The sequence below is a fragment of the Candidatus Brocadiaceae bacterium genome, assembly GCA_012728835.1.
Taxonomy (GTDB): Bacteria; Planctomycetota; Brocadiia; order SM23-32; family SM23-32; genus JAAYEJ01.
Genome location: JAAYEJ010000050.1, coordinates 1 through 19250 on the forward strand (window position 1 = coordinate 1; position 19250 = coordinate 19250).

14 protein-coding genes, 1 tRNA gene and 1 pseudogene are annotated in these 19250 nt (G+C 68.0%); 4 read left to right on the forward strand and 12 right to left on the reverse strand.

The annotated features are described in order from the left end of the window. Nucleotides 1–109: 109 nt before the first annotated feature. From GXY85_07600 to GXY85_07610, 3 genes are all read left to right on the forward strand, one after another. A complete protein-coding gene (locus GXY85_07600; protein NLW50697.1) occupies nucleotides 110–478 on the forward strand; it encodes a hypothetical protein in 369 nt (122 codons plus the stop codon). 149 nt (nucleotides 479–627) lie between these two features. Continuing rightward, complete coding sequence (locus GXY85_07605; protein NLW50698.1) at nucleotides 628–1563, forward strand: fructosamine kinase family protein; 936 nt, start codon at nucleotides 628–630, stop codon at nucleotides 1561–1563. Between the two features lie 240 nt (nucleotides 1564–1803). Next, a tRNA-Lys gene (locus GXY85_07610) sits at nucleotides 1804–1879 on the forward strand. Here the strand turns inward: GXY85_07610 and GXY85_07615 are convergent. Beyond that, the gene (locus tag GXY85_07615; protein NLW50699.1) at nucleotides 1874–2242 is read right to left on the reverse strand and encodes a hypothetical protein; all 369 of its coding nucleotides are present in this window, start codon (nucleotides 2240–2242) and stop codon (nucleotides 1874–1876) included. The two genes, GXY85_07610 and GXY85_07615, sit on opposite strands and share 6 nt — an antisense overlap. A gap of 164 nt (nucleotides 2243–2406) precedes the next feature. On the opposite strand from GXY85_07615, the gene GXY85_07620 reads away from it, so the two are divergent. After that, complete coding sequence (locus GXY85_07620; GenBank protein NLW50700.1) at nucleotides 2407–4152, forward strand: hypothetical protein; 1746 nt, start codon at nucleotides 2407–2409, stop codon at nucleotides 4150–4152. A gap of 30 nt (nucleotides 4153–4182) precedes the next feature. Here GXY85_07620 and GXY85_07625 read toward each other — a convergent pair whose 3' ends face one another. The 11 genes and pseudogenes from GXY85_07625 to GXY85_07675 form a co-directional block, all read right to left on the reverse strand. Then, nucleotides 4183–5064: an alpha/beta hydrolase gene (locus GXY85_07625; protein ID NLW50701.1), complete on the reverse strand. Its 882-nt coding sequence runs from the start codon at nucleotides 5062–5064 to the stop codon at nucleotides 4183–4185. A gap of 128 nt (nucleotides 5065–5192) precedes the next feature. After that, the gene (locus tag GXY85_07630) at nucleotides 5193–6518 is read right to left on the reverse strand and encodes an acetylxylan esterase (GenBank protein NLW50702.1); all 1326 of its coding nucleotides are present in this window, start codon (nucleotides 6516–6518) and stop codon (nucleotides 5193–5195) included. A 62-nt stretch (nucleotides 6519–6580) separates the two neighbouring features. Beyond that, nucleotides 6581–6718 (reverse strand): annotated as a pseudogene (locus GXY85_07635) (hydrolase). A 154-nt stretch (nucleotides 6719–6872) separates the two neighbouring features. Further along, nucleotides 6873–7628, reverse strand: coding sequence for an SDR family oxidoreductase (locus tag GXY85_07640; protein ID NLW50703.1), 756 nt, complete (start codon nucleotides 7626–7628; stop codon nucleotides 6873–6875). Beyond that, complete coding sequence (locus GXY85_07645; GenBank protein NLW50704.1) at nucleotides 7619–8656, reverse strand: Gfo/Idh/MocA family oxidoreductase; 1038 nt, start codon at nucleotides 8654–8656, stop codon at nucleotides 7619–7621. Before GXY85_07645 ends, GXY85_07640 begins: the two co-directional genes overlap by 10 nt. A 610-nt stretch (nucleotides 8657–9266) precedes the next feature. Beyond that, the gene (locus GXY85_07650; GenBank protein ID NLW50705.1) at nucleotides 9267–10835 is read right to left on the reverse strand and encodes a TolC family protein; all 1569 of its coding nucleotides are present in this window, start codon (nucleotides 10833–10835) and stop codon (nucleotides 9267–9269) included. A 50-nt stretch (nucleotides 10836–10885) separates the two neighbouring features. Next, nucleotides 10886–12130, reverse strand: a complete 1245-nt coding sequence (locus GXY85_07655) for an FtsX-like permease family protein (GenBank protein ID NLW50706.1) — start codon at nucleotides 12128–12130, stop codon at nucleotides 10886–10888. Nucleotide 12131: 1 nt separating this feature from the next. Further along, nucleotides 12132–12884 carry an ABC transporter ATP-binding protein gene (locus GXY85_07660; protein ID NLW50707.1) on the reverse strand — a complete coding sequence of 251 codons (753 nt, stop codon included), beginning with the start codon at nucleotides 12882–12884 and terminating at the stop codon, nucleotides 12132–12134. Further along, nucleotides 12877–15324: an HlyD family efflux transporter periplasmic adaptor subunit gene (locus tag GXY85_07665; protein ID NLW50708.1), complete on the reverse strand. Its 2448-nt coding sequence runs from the start codon at nucleotides 15322–15324 to the stop codon at nucleotides 12877–12879. Before GXY85_07665 ends, GXY85_07660 begins: the two co-directional genes overlap by 8 nt. A 37-nt stretch (nucleotides 15325–15361) precedes the next feature. Continuing rightward, entirely contained in the window at nucleotides 15362–16567 is a 1206-nt protein-coding gene (locus GXY85_07670) for an HlyD family efflux transporter periplasmic adaptor subunit (GenBank protein NLW50709.1), read from the reverse strand. A 208-nt stretch (nucleotides 16568–16775) separates the two neighbouring features. Beyond that, nucleotides 16776–19238, reverse strand: coding sequence for an HlyD family efflux transporter periplasmic adaptor subunit (locus GXY85_07675; protein ID NLW50710.1), 2463 nt, complete (start codon nucleotides 19236–19238; stop codon nucleotides 16776–16778). Nucleotides 19239–19250: the final 12 nt, after the last annotated feature.

Sequence of the window (19250 nt, forward strand, 5' to 3'; positions counted from 1 at the left end):
AGCATCTGGTATGCCGACTACCACCTGTTCAACGTGTTGGGCGTCTACGCCGAGTTCACCATCGTCGCCCATGGTGACTGAGCTTCCGCCTCTCGATGGGGGTGAGACCATGCGCGCGTGGAAGCTGATCGCCCTGATGGCCGTCCTGACGGCCGTCACTGCAGGATGCCGGGGGGCCGTCACGATGTCCCAGATGGCCTGCCCGGTCTTGCCGGCCAGCGGGCTCCTCTTCGCCGACATGTGCGGCCCGCTGACCGTCGACTACAACGGGACGCCTGTGGCAGCCAGAAGCGGAGAGGCGTCGACGCTCTACGTGTACGATCCCGTCATCACCGGGCTTGACATCGCCTGGAGCGACGCCAGCATCGCGGCGGCCGCCGCCCAGGGCCGCCTCTCCCGCGTACACTACGCCGACTACCGCCTTTTCCAGATCCTGGGAGTCTTCGGGAGGTTCACCGTCATCGCGTACGGGGAGTAGTCCGGCGCAGGCCGGCCGGCTCAGCAACGGTCGCACCCTCCCCCGCCGCCGATCGGCTGCCCTTCCGGCACGTGGCGCAGCCCGCCCTTGCAGCCGGCCGCGCCCAGGCGATAGACTGGATGTCATCGCCCCTGGATTGCAGTTGGTTGATGGCCTGCGACACTACTTCTGTACCAGCCGAGGTCGCCACGGCCCTCCTTCGTCGTCTCACCGGCTCCCCGCTCGCCGTCACGGGCATGACCCGGATGCACGGCGGGATGGTCAACAGCGTGCTGGAGCTGACGACGGACGGCAGGCCGGAGCGCGTGGTCGCCAAGTTGTCCGCCCACCCGGACGACGCGGCCTTCGAACGCGAATTCTGTGCCCTCCGGTGGTACCGCCGTCACACCGCGTTCCCCGTGCCGGAGCCCTACGGGGTGGACGTCTCAGGCGACCTCTTCCCCGGGAGCTGCCTGATGATGCAGCGCCTGCCCGGCGAGAACCTTGCGCAGGCGGCGCTGAGAACGCGCGAAGCGGCCGACGTCGAACGCCGCATCGCAGACTGCCTGGCCCATCTCCACGGCCTGCACCGCGCGACCTATGGCTTCGCCTACGAACCCGCCGCCGCCGGATGCGGACTCTGGCTCGACTGGTTCGCGCCGAAGATGCAGGCCGAGTTCGAGGCCGCCGCCGACCGCCTGAGCGCCGACACGCGGGACATCCTCGCCCGCGAACTGGCCCGGCTCGACCTCTGGCTCCCCGAATGCGGCGCCCCGACGCTGGTCCACGGAGACGTCTGGGCCACCAACGTCATCGTGGACCCACTGGCGCCCGGCGGGCCGGCCCTGAGCGGATTCGTCGACGGCCGCTGCCGGTTCGCGGACGTCGAATACGAACTGGCCTACCTGCTCGTCTTCCGCACGGTCGGCCGCGCGTTCTTCGACGCCTACACCAGGACGCGACCGCTGCGCGACGGCTTCGAACAGCGCTGCCGCCTCTACTGGCTCCACACCATGCTGCTGCACGTCCGCGCCTTCGGCGACGCCCACTACATCCGCGCCTGCGAGGCCCTGGCGCACGAGATCGGTTGCCTCGGGCCCCCCTGAGGCGAATCACGCCCCCCCCGACTCGGACATCCGCCGCCGAATGCCGCCGAACACGAACAGGCCCCCTGCGGAACCCTCTGCAACCCGCCCGGGGACCGCACCGCGGCGCCGCGACACCGCCCTCGGCAGCCGGCCGACACGCGCACGCACGCCGGGACGAAACTTGCAGCCCCGGAGCCCGGCGGGCTATACTTGCCTCTCGATCGGCACAGCGGGGAGGGGGAGGGGCGGCCGCACCGCGAGGGCGTAGCTCAGTCGGAAGAGCAACGGATTTTTAATCCGTAGGCCGAGGGTTCGATCCCCTCCGCCCTCACCATCCCGACAGCCCGTTGAAGAAGTTATACTCCTGGGTGCGGTCGATTTCTTCTGGTGGAAAGGGCGTCCGCTCGTGGCGGGGATGGCCCGGCTGGCCACCGATGTGGCGCTTCTTGCCACGCCGCCGCGTGGCCGCCGGCGGTTTGACGATGTCCGAGGACGGCGGCTTGTGCGAGTTGGAGGAGTCCTTGCGCAGGCGGGCAACCTCGCGCTCCAGCTCCGCGTTGCGCGCCTCCAACTGCACGTTGTGCGCCTCCATCTCTTCGAGACGTGCCTCCAGCTTGAGCAGGCTCGCCTCCAGCACTTCGATGCGGGCTTCGAGTCGTCTGCAATTCGGGCATGTGGCTGGCGCTGCGTCGCTCATGCCGACGCAGCATACACGTACGCCGAAGGCAAAAGCATCAGGTCTTCAGAGAAACCGTGAACGGTTACTGACCCTGGAATGACAGGCCTGCATCGGCTACAAGTCCTGTGAAAGCGTTCGCCTGAGTCGGTGCAAATCTCGCTGGGCGTGGAGGAGGGACTGCCGTGGAACGCCGTAGGATGCTGCCGGCTGCACTCGTGTTGGCTGCCCTGGTATGCGGTCCCGCGTCCGGGGAGATCATCCCCGCTGAGCGCAGGATGGACTGGACTCCCGGAGTGAACGTCGGCGTGCCGGGCGGCATTCCGCAGCGTACGACTATCGGTGCGACGGTCGACGCGGCAAGGTACGGCACCGGACTCGTCGACGCCTCAGGCGCGATCGGAGCCGCAATCGACGCGTGCCCGGCCGGGCAAGTGGTATTCATCCCGGCCGGCACCTACCGCATCGACAACCGCGTCTATCGCCCCTACGCCAGTAACATCACGCTCCGCGGCGCGGGAATGGGGAGGACTGTCCTGAAGGCGAATACCAAAGGACAGGTCCTCCTGTTCGGCACTTCCGACTGGCCCCGGCCCACCGCCGGACTTGCGATCACGGGGGGCGCCATGAAGGGCAGCGAGGTCCTGACCGTGGCCGACACCTCCACGATTGCCGTCGGCAATCTGGTCCGCGTCGAGCAGGACAACGCGCCCTACGTCGCCTCGACCTCGGGGCTCCGGCCCGATGTCCGGCTGATGAGCGCCGTGTTCAGGGCGACGGCGAAGACCGGGACCACGGTGACGGTCGCGCCACCGCTGCCGTTCGATTTCACGCTGTCGCCGAGGCTGGTGCCGTACAAGATCCCGCCCCTGAGCAATACGGGTGTGGAAGACCTCACGATCGACTGCAACGCGACCTCGGGGATCGGCATATCGTTTGAGCAGTGCTGGGGATGCTGGATCAAGAACGTGGAGATCGCCGGGTCCCTGAGCCGCCAGATGCTGTTGGTCCGCTTCGTCAGCGGGGAGATCCGGCGCTGCTATACGCACGATTGCATAGGCGGCGGCCCCAATCACGAGGGCATTGACTTCTACGAAGACGGATCGTTCAACCTGATCGAGGACAACATCACCTACAACGGCGGCTTCCCTGGCATCATCCTCGGCGATTCCAAGGGCGGCTGCACCGGCAACGTGATCGCCTACAACTTCTCGTACGCGGGGAACGTCGGCACGCCCACGATGGCGGGCATGGACATCAGCGTTAGCCACGGCCCGCACAACATGATGAACCTGGTCGAGGGAAACATCGCCGGGGGCATCGGCAGCGACGGGTATTTCGGCTCCACCAGCCATATTACCTTCGCCCGCAACTGGTGCACCGCCACGCATCCCACCGCCGCAGAGAACCTGATCGCGGTGAACGTGGGCAGGTGGAACACCTATTTCAACGTGGTCGGCAACATCCTCGGCACGAACGGCTTCAGCAGTCAGGGGCTGTTCCAACCGGAGACCCCGTTCGGATATGAGAAGCAGGTGATCTACAAGATCGGCTTCCCCAACATGGGCAACAACGGCTTCTCGGGGACGTGGGGCCCCACCACCCCGCCGGACTACAGGAGCCAGTGGGCGAACCAGCCGGACCGTCGATCGCCGCAGGAACTGGACCTCAACGTCAAGAACACCATGATCCGGCACGGGAACTACGACTTCCTCACCCGTGCCGTCGAGTGGAACCCGGCGATCGCAGACCGCGCGCTCCCGAGCAGCTACTTCCGCGCGAGCAAACCGGCTTACTTTGGGGACCTGGCGTGGCCGCCGTTCGATCCGGCTTCCCCGCCCGCCGCGTTCGATGAGGCCAATGTCTGCAGGATCCCCGCCGGTTATCGATACGTCCACGGCACCGACCCGCCCGGGGCAGGGAACCCATAACGGGCCGGGTGGCCACCGCCCATCCCGACCTCACCTTCGTGAAGAGTCCGCAGGCGCCTTGAGGATCGCGATCAAGTAGTCCGTGGGGCTCTTGTGCGTCGCACCTGTGGCGCCGGGGTACGCGAGTTCACAGTCAGTGCCCATCTCCCGGCAACGCTCCTGCAGCTTCACTCCGAAGTTGGCGGTGTGCGTTGGATCCTTCTCCTCCTGGCCAAGGGCCGGAGGGTTCCTATAGGACAGGTAGACGGGAGGATCATCGGCACTCACGAGCGCCCACGGGGAATACTCGGCGATCCACGGCAGGAGGCTTCCCCGCGCGGCAAGGAACTCCGCGAAGTCGCGTTTTCCGAAGGCATGGCCCCCGTACCTGCTGTTCGGCGTCCAGTCCTTCATCTGCTGCGGATCGAGCGTGGTCTGCGCGCTCGCAACGGCGGCGCACCACAGGCGAGTGGATTCACGGGCGACCGGATCCTCGCTTCCGGCGTCAGCGAGATCATCACGGTAAGCCAGCCAGAGGGCCGAACAGCCTCCCGCTGAGACGCCTGCCGCGCCCATGCGTTCCTTGTCGAGGTTCCACTCGCGCGCCTTGCTGCGGATGAACTGCAGGGCCCGGGCGGCGTCATACAGCGGCGCCTTGACGGGTGGCTCGATCCCTTCCCGGGTGGCCTGAGAGATATACCGGTAGTTGATGGCAGCCACCGAGATGCCCTCCTTCAGCAGGGCATTCACGTCGACGGAACGGTGCACCGTCTCCTTGTTGTTGCCTGTCCAACTGCCGCCGTGGATGACCAGGACGAGCGGGGTCGGCCTCTCGGAGGGCGCCTGCCAGAAGTCGAGGACGTTCCGCTCGTGATCGCCGTAGCGGGCCTCAGCCCGGGTGGGCGTCGGGACGAAAGCCGCATACGCCGTCATGACCTCGGGCTCGACGTTCCTCGGCCGGCCGGCATCTTGAGCATGAGTGACAGCCACGGCGCCGACAAGACTGAGAAGGCAGCATGCAGCCAGGAAGGTAGAGGTTACGGTCTTCATGGAAGGTGTCCTTAGCGCTGGTTCTGCTGGCGGGGCAGCGTCGGGGCCGACGCCTCGTCCCTGTGTTCTCGCAGAAAAGCCCGCAACAGGCGGCTCCAGTTGGGCTTGTCGCCCATATGGCCGCACAACGGGTCGATGGCGACCTCCTTCGGGCCCCGCAGCGCATTGTAGGCCGCGAAGACCCCTGACGATGGGCAACTGAGGTCCTGGAACGCCACACCCACAATGGCGGGCGCGGTTATGCGGCTGGCGAAGTTTACGCCGTCCATGTAACGGGCGGTCGTGAACGTTACGGGGTCCGGCACGGCGCCGTTCATGATCACCAGCCTTGGCCGGCCTGTCGCGCGGCCGACCAGGACTCCCGCATAGTCGCACATGCCGGGCGCGTCGATGGCCAGCGCCGTCACGTGGGGGCTCAGAGCGGCGCAAGCCAGCCCCTGGCCGCCGCCCATGCTGTGGCCGTGGACGGCAAGGGTCCGGCCGTTCCAGTCAGGCCGGGAGGCCACGAACTCCGCCGCGCGGTAGCAGCGCAAGTACATCGCTCGAAAGTAGGTCGTCTCGCGGCTCTCCCGTCCCTGGAACATGTAACCCGCCAGGCGCCCCGCCATGAGCCGGTCGTAGTACTCCTGCGGCTGACCGTTGTCGATGTCGTGCGCATTCATCGCGAACGCCAGGTAACCCATGCGTGCGTAGCCGAGCGCCTTGTCGGGGTCCACCGAGGACACGCCCGCTCCCTGAAACCGCACGAGGCCCGGAAAAGGGCCGGGGCCCGCGGGTCTGGCCAGATAGCCGGTCACCTTGGTGCCGCCCAGGCCCGCCAGCGTCACTGAAAACAACTTGCAGGCATCGGGGGAAGGCATCGGCGTGAGCACCGGATTCATGGGCACCGCGTCGACCAGTGCTTTCTGGGCCTCCCAGAACTGATCGAAATCGTCCGGCGCGGACATGGGCGCCCGGATCTCCTCGTGACTGAAGGCCGCGCCGCCCATCGCCCTGACGGCCCTCCCGCCTGCGGGCGTGCAGGTGGCCCGGATCCAGAGAAGGGACGGCTCCGGCCGGCTTCCCTGCACCTCCGCACGACCGGCCCTGAGAACGACCTGTCGCCGCTCACTGTGCTCGAAGGCGTCGGCGGACAGCTCCACATCGAGCAAGGCTTCTGCGACGGGCTGATCGCCGTGCTGCATCTCGATGATGAACGTCACGGTTTCCCCCTTAGCGTAGACGGCCTCGGGTCGGTCGGTCCGGACCGCGAGCTGCAATGCCTGCTCGGCCGCCGTCGCCACGGGAGAGCCCAAGAGAAGCGCGAAGCCCAAAAGAACCGTCGCGGCTCGCGTCATCGTCCTGCCCTTTCATGGTTCGCTCCCGATGGAGCATATCCGGGCATTGTAGCCCCGGCATCCGCCAGTGCCAGAACGTTGTTCTTGAACTCCCCCGGCGAGAAGTTCTGAACGAGCGAGATGAGACCGGATTGATGGTCGATCAGCAGCAGCGCCGCCTCGTCCCGGGACAAGCGGTTGTACGCGAATCCCTTTGCCATAGTCGCCCCCTTCCTGGCTGTCGTTACGCAGTCCTGTGCCGCGGACCGCTCCCCCATCTGCCTGTCTAATGCGCAGGGCCGCCGGTGGCAAGCAGGACGAGCCGGCGATCGGATTTCCGTCAGTCGACGCGGCTCGGCGGCCGGCGTGCATTGCTCAACTGTCGCCTTTCAGGCCGAGGCTGCGACCGCCGTCCACGGCCAGTTCCTGGCCGGTGATGAAGTCCGATTCCGGTTGCGCCAGGAACAGCACGGCGCGGGCGACGTCGTCCTGTGTGCAGACGCGGTTGACGGCAGAGAAGCGGTGCGCGAACGCGGCGGCGTCCTCGATGGGGTCGCGCTGCACCAGGCCCGGCGAGACGCAGTTGACGGTGACGTTGTGCGCTCCGAGTTCGAGCGCCAGGGAACGGGTCGCCGCAATCAGGCCGCCCTTCGCGGCGCCGTACTCGACGCAGCGCTTCTTGCCGCCCCGCGCTACGATGGAAGTGACGTTGATGATCGCCCCCTGCTTTGCCGCCACCATGAGCGGCGAGACGGCGCGGATGCAATGCAGCGCGCCGACCAGGTTGACGCTCAGCATGTCATGGATGACGTCCAGCGACTGCTCGTGGAACAGCGCCATCTTGTCCCGCGCGCTCCCGCCGGCGCAGTTGACCAGGATGTCGATCCGGCTGAAGCGCCGCAGCACCTGATCGACCGCCGCGGCGACGGCTTCGTAGCATCGCACGTCGACGGCGAAGGCGGCGCCTCCGTTGCCGGTCTCGCGCAGCATGTCCACGGTCCGTTCGGCAGCCTGCGACGTGACGTCAAACACCGCCACCCTGGCCCCGTCACCGGCGAGATGGCGACAGATGGCCCTTCCGATCGCGCCGCCGCCGCCCGTGACGATCGCCACCTTCTCGGTCAGTGACATGACGACTGCCTTTCTCCGTATCCCGCCGCCGCCAGCAGTGTTTCCTGCACCAGCAGCTCGTGTTTGTAGTCGAACGGATTGACTTTCGCGCCCCGGATGATCTCCGCGAACTCCCGGAGTTGCGGAGCATAGCGGTCACCCATTGGACCGCAATCGACCTGGTGGGTGCCGGCCTCGTGACCGGGCACGGCATGTTTCAGGGTCAGCCGCGCGGTGAGCGGTTGGGTCTCGTATCGGCCGCCCGGCGCCTCCAGCGGACAGATCTCCACCGTGCCCTCGGTCCCGCAGACGATCAGCCGCCGGTGCTGCATGCCGTCGACCTCCTCGACCGACACGCGAAGGGTGGCGGTAGCATGCTCGTATTCGAGCACCGCCAGCCCGTTGTCGATGAGGCCGTCGTCGCGGGTGCGTTTCAGAAACGGCACAACCCGATCCGGCCGGCCGAGCATCGTCACCACGACGTCCACCAGGTATCCGGCGAAGATGAACATGGCGCCGCCTTTGAACTGCGCCAGCCAGCGGCGATAGGCGGCGTTGTCGCCGTCGTAGCGGCTCATCACCGCATGGATCTCGAAGATCTCCCCCAGCCAGCCGGCACGCACCGCGCCGATCGCAAAGCGGATCGCCGGATTGTAGCGGTACGCATAGGCAAGCTGAATGGCGAGGCCCTTTTGTTCGCAGGTCTCGAGCAATCGGCGGAAGGCCGGAAACGACTCCCCGCCGGGCTTGTCCAGGTGGACGTGCAGGCCGCGTTCCGCGCAGCGCTGCGCCGTCGGAACGAGTTCGAAGCCGTCGGTCTCCACCGCGACCGCATCCAGATGGGGCATGGCCAGAAGCTCGTCTTCGGAAACCCATTCCAGCCCGCGGTAACACGGCAAGCCGCCGCGTCTTTCCTTCCACTCCGGATCGGCCTCGGCGACGCCGACGATCTCGAAGAGATCGGGGAGCTTGCGCAGCGATTCCATGTTGCCCTCGGCATGGTTGTGTCCGATGCCGATCTGCCCGATCCTGATGCGCTTTCCGCTCATGCCGTGTTCCACTCCGTCCAGGACCTGCTGCGCGCCTTTCACTGTCTTTCAGCCGGCGCTCCGATGCCGCACAGGTGTGTGGTCCAGCACTGTAGTTCACGCGCGGTGCAGTGTCCAGCGTCGAGCCGCCTCTGCCGCGCGCTCTGATGCTGATGCAGGCCCTGGTCGCTCCGGGGGCCCGGTGCCGGTTTGCCGGTGGACAGGTTGCCGGCCGGTCTTGCCTGTCCCCTCACACAAACGCCTTGCCCCCGTGTTCTCGATATGGGGCTCTTCTCCCGGAAGGTGAGCAGAACTGAAGGGGCGGATGTGAGCTGACATCGGCGCCGTTTTTCTGTATCCAGTTGTTCGTCAAAGACTTCTGGAACAGGAAGGAGCGCCGGTGTCGGGCCTCAGTACAGCACGCTATCACCCCTGGAACCGAGTGGTCGTCAGCCGCCAGAGCGTCAGCGCCCAGGGACACCTCGCCGTCCTCGACCTGGGGCCCGACGAGCGCTTCTCCCCCCTGTGCAGCCGATGCAGGCAGCGGGTCTCCCGCACCTGCTCCCACGAGGTCCGTGCCGTGCGCGACCTCAACATGGCCTCGGCGCGTTCGCCGTGCTTGCCGGGGCGCCTACTCGGACGCTGCGGCCGGTTCGCGCGCGATCAGGGCCACGCCCTTGCGTTGGAGCAGGTCGCCCTGGGCGCGGTAGAGGGCGGCGAGGGCGGAGGCGTAGTCGGTGCGGGCGCCGATTTCGTCCCGCTCGGCGGCCGCCAGGTCCTGCTGGGCGCTCAGGAGGTCCAGGGCGTCCGAGAGGCCCAGGTCGAAGCTCCGCTCCTCGGCCTTCAGGAGCTGCTCGGCCAGCTCCCGGGCCTCGACCGCCCGCGTGATCCGCGCCTCGGCCGCCCGCAGGGACTCCAGGGCGTCGGCGATCTCGCGCGTGATCTGCTCGAGCACGTCCGCCTGCTGCACCAGCGCGATCCGCCGCTGGATCACGGCGATCCGGTGCCGGGCACGCGCCGATCGGTTCGGGAAGGGCCACTCGACGCGCAGCCCGGCCCGCCAGCTCCCGTAGCGCCCGTCCCGGATGTCGCCCGTGCCGTCGGAGAGGTCGTCGCCCAGGCCGGCCAGGCTGTATTCACCGAATGCCTGCAGCGTCGGCAGGCGCTGGTTCTCCGCATGTCGCTCGGTCAGATCGGCGTTGGCGATCGCCAGGTTCGCCTGCCTGTAGTCCGGCCGCTCCTGCGCGGCGACGGCCAGCGCGTCGGCCAGCGTCGTCCGGAAGCCGACGTCCGGCGGGGCGTCCACAAGCTCGAACTCGGCCGACTCCGAGGCGCCGTCCAGCACGCCCATCAGTTGCAGGAGCCGGTTCCTGGTCTGGCTGACCCGGTTCTCGGCGCTCACGATGTCCACCGACCGGGAGGCCGCGCGCGCCTTCGCGCGCGTCACCTCGATCAGCGCCACGTCGCCCGCCCGGTGGCGTCCCTCAGCCCGCTTCACGAGACGGTCGGCGCTGTCGCGTTCCTTGCGCCGCACCTCCAGGTCCGCCAGCGCGTAGGTCAGGTCCCAGTAGGCCTCCTCCACCTCAAGGAGCGTCCGCATCGCCGTGTCACGGAATCCCTCCTCCGTCACGAGCAGGTTGTTGCGCGCGATGGTCACCTGCGTACGGTTGATCCCCACGCCGCCGTCCTTCAGCAGGTCCTGGCTGATGCCCAGCGTCACGCCCGGGCTGTACTGGGGGTTCAGGACGCTCGTGTGGGTCCGGTCGCGCATGTAGCGGCTCGACGCCCTCAGCTCCAGCTCCGTGCCCGTGACCATGCGCCTGCGCAGCCCCATGGACACGTCGGCGTCGGACGTCTCGGTGCGCGTCACAGGCACACCCGCCACGGGCGTGTCGCTGCGGCCGACGCCGGCCTCGGCAAAGAGGTTGACGTCGAACTCGCCCTCCGCCTGCATGATGCCGGCCTCCGACGACTCCGTCCGAAGCTGGGCCACCCGGATGTCCTTGTTCGCCGCCAGCGCGCGGAGGAAGCACTCCTGTAGTGTCAGCCGGGCCGGCAGGGCCGGGACGCCCTCCACCGCCTCGGGCAGTGCTGCATCATGCGGAGGCCTGGCGCCGGCCGCAGCGGTGCACAGCAGGCAGGCCAGGCCAACGACGAGGCCGCAGACGGCGCATGCGTGCCGTTTCGTTCGTACGGCCACCGGATTCGGTCCTTCAGGATGTCGAGTCATGTGTGGTCCTCTGCGTTTGTTCACTCCCTGCGCACGGCCTCGGCCGGATCGATGCGCGCCGCCTGCCAGGCCGGGAAGATGCCGAACGTCAGCCCCACCGCTCCGCTCACGCAGAGCGCCAGCAGCACGAACCCCGGCGCGATCAGCACGCGCCAGCCCGTATAGAGCGCAATGGCCTTCACCAGCGCCCAGCCGACGGCCAGGCCCAGAAGACCGCCCAGCGCGCTCACGCACACCGCCTCGGTCACGAAGTGCAGCAGGATGTCCTTCCGGCTCGCGCCGACCGCACGCCGGATGCCGATCTCGCGCGTGCGCTCGCTCACGCCGGCCAGCATGATGTTCATGATGCCGATGCCGCCCACAAGCAGCGAGATGCCGGCGATGGCGCCCATGACCATGTTGAAGACGCGCTGGGTCGCCTGCGCCTGCTCCAGCAGCTCCTGGGGCACCATCACGCTGAAATCGTCCGCCTCGCGGTGCCGAAGAGAGACCACGCGGTGGATGGCGGCGGCCGACTCGCGCAGCAGGTCCTCGTCGTCGATGGTCAGGCTGATCTCGGTCAGTTCGCTCACGTAGCGCTCGTGCGCGAAGGTGTAGATCGCCGCCGTCACCGGCACGTAGACGTCGTAGTTCGAGTCGGCGACGCTGAGTGCCTTCACCTTGCCCTCCACCATGTGGCGGGGCGACATCACGCCGACGATGACGTACGGGGAGAAGCCGACCGAGATCACCTCCCCGACCGCCTTCCCCTCCTCGCCGAACAGGTCCCGCCGCACGGCCTCGCCCAGGACGCAGACCTTGTTGACGTTCGTCACGTCGGCGGCCTCCAGAAACCGCCCGGCGGCCACCGGCCAGTCCATCGGCACGATGAACTCGTCGGTCGTGCCCACCACGCGCGCGTGCGCCGCCTCGGCCTGACCGCGCGTGACGCTCGCCTCCACGGTGCGCACGGGCACGGACGAGACGACGGTGGGGACGATCTCTTTGAGCGCCTTCGCGTCGTCGATCGAGAGGCCCCAGGAGCCCTGACGGCGGGCCTCCAGGAGCTTCTCGCCTTCCAGGGCGGCGTCGCTGACACGGATGTTATTGATGCCGAGCTGGCGGATCTGGTCCAGCGCCTCCTCCTTCGCGCCGGCGCCGATGCCCGACATGGCGATCACCGCCGCCACGCCGAACATGACGCCCAGCACGCTCAGGAGCGTGCGCAGCCGGTGCCGCGCCAGACCGTCCACCAGGGCCGTCGAGAGTATGTCGTTCCAGCGCATGCTAAGCTCCCTGGCCTGGGGCGGGTTGGTCCTCCGACGGCTCGCCGGCAAGCTGCTCGGTCGACTCTGCCGTGAAGGTATCCGAATGGATCCGGCCGTCCACGATGTGCAGCACGCGCCGGCAGCGGCTCACGATGCTGTGGTCGTGGCTGACCATGGCGATCGTGATGCCCTCGCGGTGCAGGTCGATCAGCAGGTCGAGCACCTCGTGCGCCGTGTGCGAGTCCAGGTTGCCGGTCGGCTCGTCAGCGAAGAGCACCCTCGGCTCGCCGACCAGCGCGCGGGCGATGCCGGCCCGCTGCGCCTGGCCGCCGCTCAGTTCCGCCGGCCGGTGCGTGAGCCGGTCGCCCAGGCCGACGCGCTCCGCCATCTCGGCGGCGCGCCGTCGCCTCTGGGCACGCGCCACACCCTGGTAGGCGAGCGGCAGCGCGATGTTCTCCACCACGTCCAGCCGCTGCAGAAGGTTGAACGACTGGAACACGAACCCGACCACCGAACTGCGCACGCGCGACAGCTCCCGGTCTTCCAGCGCCGCCACGTCCCGACCGTCCAGGCGGTAGACGCCCCCGCTCGGGCGGTCCAGACAGCCCATGATGTGCAGCAGCGTCGACTTGCCCGAGCCGGACGGCCCGGCGATCCCGACGAACTCGCCTTCGTCGATCTTCAGGCTGACGTCGTCCACCGCGCGCACTTGCACGCCGCCGCGCACGCCGTAGACCTTGCTCAGCCCCTCGACCTCGATCAGACTACCCATGAGATGCTCCCTCGCTGGATGTTGCCTCGCCCTCCCCCGCCGGAGTCGCGGCCGCACCCTCCGGCAGCGGGAACACCTCCACCATCGCCGACATGCCAATGCACAACGGCGGCTCTTCGTCCAATGCCACGACCACCTGGAACAGCCGCCCATCCCGCACGCGCGTCTCCCCGACGTACTGCCGCGTCCAGTGCGCGAGCTCGGGCCAGGCGACGACGTCCGTGACGCGGCCGCTGAACGTCCGCCCGGGCACACCCGCCAGCGTCAGACGCGCCGGCGCGCCCCGCCGGACCTTGAAGTAGTCCGATTCGTCCAGCATGGCGTGGACGGCAGCCTGCTCCATGTCGGCGATACCCATGAAATGCCAGCCCTGCTGCAACTCGGAGCCCTTCTCGGCCCAGCACCACGCCACGAGGCCGTTGACCGGAGAGACGATCTCGGCCCGGCCAGCCTTGCGGAGGCGACGCTCGGCCTGCGCACGGTAAGCTTCGAGCCGGGCGCCTGCCGTCTGGAGCTCGGCTTCGGCTTCTCTGACGTCAAGCTCGGCCAGCGCACGGGTTCGGGCAAGGGCGGCGCGCGCACGCTTCAGCCCGGCTCGGGCCGCCACGCGCTCCAACGCCGCCGCGCCCGCCAGGATGTCCTGCAGAATGGCGTCCTTCTCGGCAAGCGTGGCCTCCGCGCGTCCCACCTGAAGCTCGGCCTGACGCACGTCGGCCGCACGCGCATTGCCCTCGGCAACGAGATCTGCGCAGGATTCCAGCCTACGCTTCGCCCATTCCAGTTGCCATTCGGCCTCGGACCGCTCGTTCTCCGCGTGGATGCGCTCCCGCGCCTCTGGTCGCGAGGCCAGCTCCTCGACGCCCAGTTGGGCGAGCGTGACGTCCGCCTCGGCTTCCGCTACGAGGAGCGGGACGAGTTCCTCCTTGAGGTGCACCTCGATCTCGGACGCTCGCCGAAGGACCTCCAGCCTGGCCAACTCGCTGGCGTCCTGCGCCCGCCAGTCCACCGCCAGGTCGGGGACGAGCGTTGCGACCACCTCCCCCTCTTTGACAGGAGTGCCTGCCGGAACAACCGAGATCAGTCTCCCCTGGAAGGGACAGCGTATCTGATGCGTCGATTCCGCCGCAAGGCGGCCCCGCAGAAGCAATGCCGGTCGACCAAGCCGGCTGTCCGGCACCCGGTGCACGGGCTCCCACGCCGCCGCGTCGTCGGGTCCAGGGAAGATGCGCACGTCGGCCTTCATGCCCGGCCGCACACGCCGGCCGGCGTCACTCACCGCCACCAGCACACAGCCTTCGCTGTCGAGGATCTGGGTAGCGGTCTCCGCAGTCTCCCGCCGCGACGTCGACACTAACGCAAGCACGGACTCTACGGCGCCACGGTAGACGGTATCGGGCACACCGGGAAAGCCGATCTCGGCGCGGTCCCCCTCCTTCACGCGGAGCAGCTCCTCCTCGGGGACCTTCGCGGCGACCCGCACTTGACCCGGATCGACGACGGACGCAATCCTCTGCCCGTAGAACACGGGAGCGCCGGGCCCGAACCGCTGACCTTCCATGTGGAGCCAGTAGCCGTCTCGATCTCCGTAGAGGATCTCCCCCGCTGCGGGGGCGCGGACCGTCAAGGCTTGCGTGCGTTTGAGGCTCAGTTCATATTCGCGCTTCGCCTGGCCGACTCCTTTCTCCCGGCTGGCGTCACAGAGCAAGCGCCGGCGCTCAGACTCGAGCTGCGCTCGCAACTCGGCCGCCTTCAGCCTCGTCCGGAGCTTCTCCACGTTCGCGGCCGCCTTCTCCTCCTCGAAGCAAGAGCCCTGCGAACGCAGCCAATCGCCGAGGCTCTGCAGGTAAGCCGCGTCGGCCGTCCTGCTTTCGCAGCCATGCCGGGCCGTCATCAGTTCTGTCTCGGAGCAGAGACCTTCTGCACTGAGCTGGACCATTCGGTCCAACCGATCCTTGGCCTCCGTCCGTCGGGCCTCGTTCTCGGCGACCCGCGCGTCGAGTTGCGCCACGTCCACGGCACACGGGAGGGCCTGGAGAGCGGCCAGGTGCTGCTCCGCACCACGCAGGTCCGTGCGGGCCGCGAGCACGGCGGCCCGCAGATCCCCCAACGCGGCAGCCGCCTCCGCCTCGGTCCGACGCGCAACGGCCTCCGCCTGGCGCAACAGTCGCTCCTTGTCGCGCTGTTCGTCTTCAAGCCACGGGGTCTGGAGTTCCGCGATCACGTCGCCCGCCTGCACGCGGCTCCACTCGGGGACGATTCTGGTGATCGTCGGCGCGAACGCTCCGTTCAACTCGACGTTCCAGAAGACGTCTCGCGGTTCAATGGCCTCGGCCGTTCCCTCGGCGGTGATGACCGCTGGCAGAGCGACGTCAGCGGCCGGCGCACCTCCACCGCCCTGGCCCTGCCCAAGGGCCAGGATCAGCGACAACGCTGCCGCCACGCATGCCATTCTCTGCTGGAACAACGCCCCCACGAGTTCACTCCTCGGGGTTCAGCAGGATCCATTCCCCTTCGGCGAGCCCGCCGCGGATCACCGCAGTCGAGCTGTCCGCCGCCAGGACGTCGACCGATCGAGTTTCCCGGGTGCCGCCGGTCCAGATGACGACCTTGCCGTCGCGAAGGCACGCCCTCGGAACGATCAGGCCGTCAGCGTGCGCCACCTCTATGGAGGCGTCCCCCGTCATGTACGGCCGCATGTTCGGGGGCACGGCGTCCAGTTTGATCTCCACCTCAAGGTACTGCACGTCCGGCTCATCTTCGGCCTCGGCCAAGGCTTCCCCCACCTTCGACACCACGCCCGTCGCGGCCAGGTCAGGACGCGCAAGAAACTGGACGCGGGCAGGCTGGTCGAGTGCGACAAGCCGGGAATCAGCTTCCCGCACGCGCCCCTGAAACACGAGAGCGTCGGTGTCGGCCAATTCAGCAACCACGAAGCCCCGCCAGACGGCGCGGCCGATCTCGACCTTCCCGCCCGACGGGGAGAACACCACGCCATCCCGCGGGGCCGTGATGCGCGTGTTCTGCAGGTCGTCTTCGAGCTGCGAGAGCTTCTGTCGCAGCGCATCGAGCGCGCTCTGCGCGGCCTTCTGTTGCGACTCGGCCTGCCGGATGCGTGCGTCTCGGCTCTGAGCCGCCTGCTCGTGCGAGACGCGGGCCTCGGTCAGGTGCGCCCGGGCGGTTTCCAGATCCTCAGCGCGCGCACCTGCCGAGGTGTCCTCCAGGACCTTCTGCGCTTGGGAGCGTTCCAGCACGGCGGCGGCGTACTCCAGTTCGGCGGCCCGCACGTCCTTCCCGCTCACGGCGCCCTCCTCGAACATCTCACGCATCGATGCGAGCCGGTCCTCGGCGTAGCGGAACGACGCCTCGGCTCGAGCCACCCGCGCCCGGGCGACGGCGAGAGCACCAGGCAAAGGTCGGCTCTGCTCCAGGTCGAACTGCGCCTGCGCCACCTCTTGCGCGGCCGCCAGTTCGGCGATCTGGCCCTCGACGTCGGCCTTCGCCCGTTCGAGGGCGATTCGGGCCTCCGAGAGGGCCATCTCGGCAGACACCATATCCTCCTTGACGGTCAGGATGCCATCCTCGATATCGGTCGCATCCAGTTCGATTATCACCTCTCCCTGCCGTACCGCAGTGCCGTCGGGGACCACGCTCACCACCGACAGGCCGTCCAGCGCGCTAGTCACCCGTGTCTTCTCCGCTGGCTGCAACTTGCCAGGGACCCTTACCATCTGCCGGAAGGCCCCCCGCCGCACCTGCGCGAGAAGCGCACCAGGCGCATGCGGGGCGTTCGGCGTGCGCGTTGAGGCAGCCAGCAGGAGCAGCAGACAGAGGCCGCCTGTCCATCTCGCCCACCACAGGAGCCTTGTCTTTGCGCGTGCCATGTTCAGAGGCCTACTCCTTGCCCGTCCGGGCGGCGGCCAACTCAACCGTCCCCGTCATTCCCGGCAACACCCGCAGCTCTTCGCCCTGCGGCAATTCGACAAGGACGTCCACTCGCGCCGCTCGGACGCCGGAGAGGCGGGGAGCGTCGACCATCGTTGACAGGATCTCCTCCCGGTCCGTCACGAGCGGCACGACCGAGAGCACTTCGCCGTCGAAGGCCCGCCCTGGGAATGCTAGTAGCTCGACCCGCGCCTTGTCGCCGATCGCCACGCGACCCAGATAAGGCTCCTCGACGACTGCGCAGAACTTGAGTCGCGACAAGTCCACGATGTACCCGACACACTGGACCGACGCCGGAAGGTCGTCCCCAATGGAGACGCGCTTGCGAAGGTAATGGATGTAGGGGTTGTACATGATGCTCCCGGCTACGGGGGCGCGCACGATCCTGTACTCGTACTGGTCCTTGTAGTGCTGGGACTCCTCGTCAGCGTCGGCCACAGCAGCCTGAGCGACGGCCAGCTCCGCCTCGGTGACGGACGCCATCTTGTCCGCCATTGCTTCGGCGAACGCGAGCTTCCCCTCGGCCTCTTCGAGGTCGAGTTCGGCCTCGCGGATCCGGGCGGCGGGAGCGCCTGCTTTCACCTTCGCCAGGCGGATCTCCGCCTCCCGAACGGCCAAATCGGCGAGCGACTCCGCCAGTTCCTTCGCCTGCAGTTCGCGGACCGAGTCCAGACCGGCCTCCCGGGCCAGCGCCAGCCGTTGCCGGGCGCGCTCGCGTTCGATCTCGGCCCGGCGGAGTCTGGCCTCTTCCGCCGCAATGGGGTGCGGACCGGGCTGGGCCCGGAGCAGATCAAGTCGCAAGCCGGCGACTTTGCGCGCCATTTGCGCCTTCCTGACCTCCGCCCGCCAGCGACTCGTTTCGTTGTCCATCTTGCGGCGCAGTTGTTCGAGTTCGGCGCGCGCAAACTTGGGGGGATCCTCCGCCCGCTTCACATAGGCGTGCGTGTGGTAGCCGTTCGTCTCCAGGACCGCGTCGCCTTCGTTCAGCCAGCTATACTGCGGCGCCAGACGGATGATGGTCCCGGCGACGCTGTTGTGGGTGAGGACGGCCGTGCTGCGCACGGGTTCGACGGCCCCGGCGAATCGCAGTGCGTCCGGGGCGCTTTGCAGGGCTGGTCCGTGTGCGGAGCGCCCGGACGACCCTTCCGGCGTGGCGTCGGCGACTATCGTGGCTTCGCCGCCGAGGCCCGGCAGGAGCCCGTCCGGCGGGTTGTCGATCTCGATGAGCACCTCAAACTCCTTCGGCCGAGGCGATTCCAGTTCCGCGACAGCGGGCCGCTCCTCGTCTTCCCTGGCGCTGGCCACATCCAGCGACGTGACGCGGCCCGTGAGGACCTGTTCCGGAAGCGCTGACAGTGTGACCCGGGCAGTCTGCCCGGCATGGATACGCCCCAGGACACCCTCGCCGGCCCGTCCGCGGAAGCGGAATGCTCTCCCGCCGAAGATGGAGCAGATGCGCTCACCCCATCCGACCTCGACGCCGGGGCCCACCTTCTCAAACTGTCCGGACCCGACGTACGTCTTCTCGTAAGCAACAAAGCCGTCAGCGGGCGCCGTCCGCACGGCACCCGCAATGATGCCTTCCCAGAGATCGACCTCCCTTTGGGCGAGGGAGAGCCGGTACTCCCCACCGCGCACGTCCAGGCGCGCTCTCTCGACTGCCAGCGACTTCTCGGCAATATCCAAATCGGCGTCCATCCGTGCCATGGCCAGTTCCGACTCAGCAATCTCGATCTCCCGCGATTCGGCACCTTGCTCCACTTCGCTCAGTTCTGCGCGCGCGACATCGGCGTCGGCAGCAGCGATGTCGGCGGCAAGCCGAGCCTCCATCACGGCCTGCCGGGCCTCCGCCTGGGACTCGACCATCGCATCGACTGCCTCGACCTGTCGACGTGCCTCCTTCGAGTGCGCAAGCCGCAGCTCCAGGTCCGATCGGGCGGCAGACAGCTCGATCGGGTCGGGCAGCCCCCGGAGCCGTTCGACCGCCAGTTGCAGGGGCTGGAGGCGGGGCGCAGCCTTCTTCTTGGTCGCCTCAAGATCGGCCTGGGCGGCGCTGAGCCGGGCCTCTGCGCCCGCCAGTTCGGCTTCACGTCTCTTGACTAGCCCCTGGCAGTTGTCCCTCTCGCGCTCCCACAGGTTCGTCTCTACGCTCAGTAGGAAGTCGCCCTTGTGGACGAAGGTTCCCTCAGGCACGATTTCCCTGATAACGTCACCCCGGAACTTCCAGTGGACCTCGCGCCGCCCAACCCAGACAGCATCGGCGGCCGAAATCTCGCCGGGGATCTGGATGCCCTGGACCACAGCCGCCGCATGCTCCTCGGCCGCTTGGGTCGACACGCCCCAGGAGCAGACCACAGCCAGCACGGCCAGGACCACCTCGCACACTGCGCTCTTTGAGGAGAATCCACGCACGCATGCTCCTCC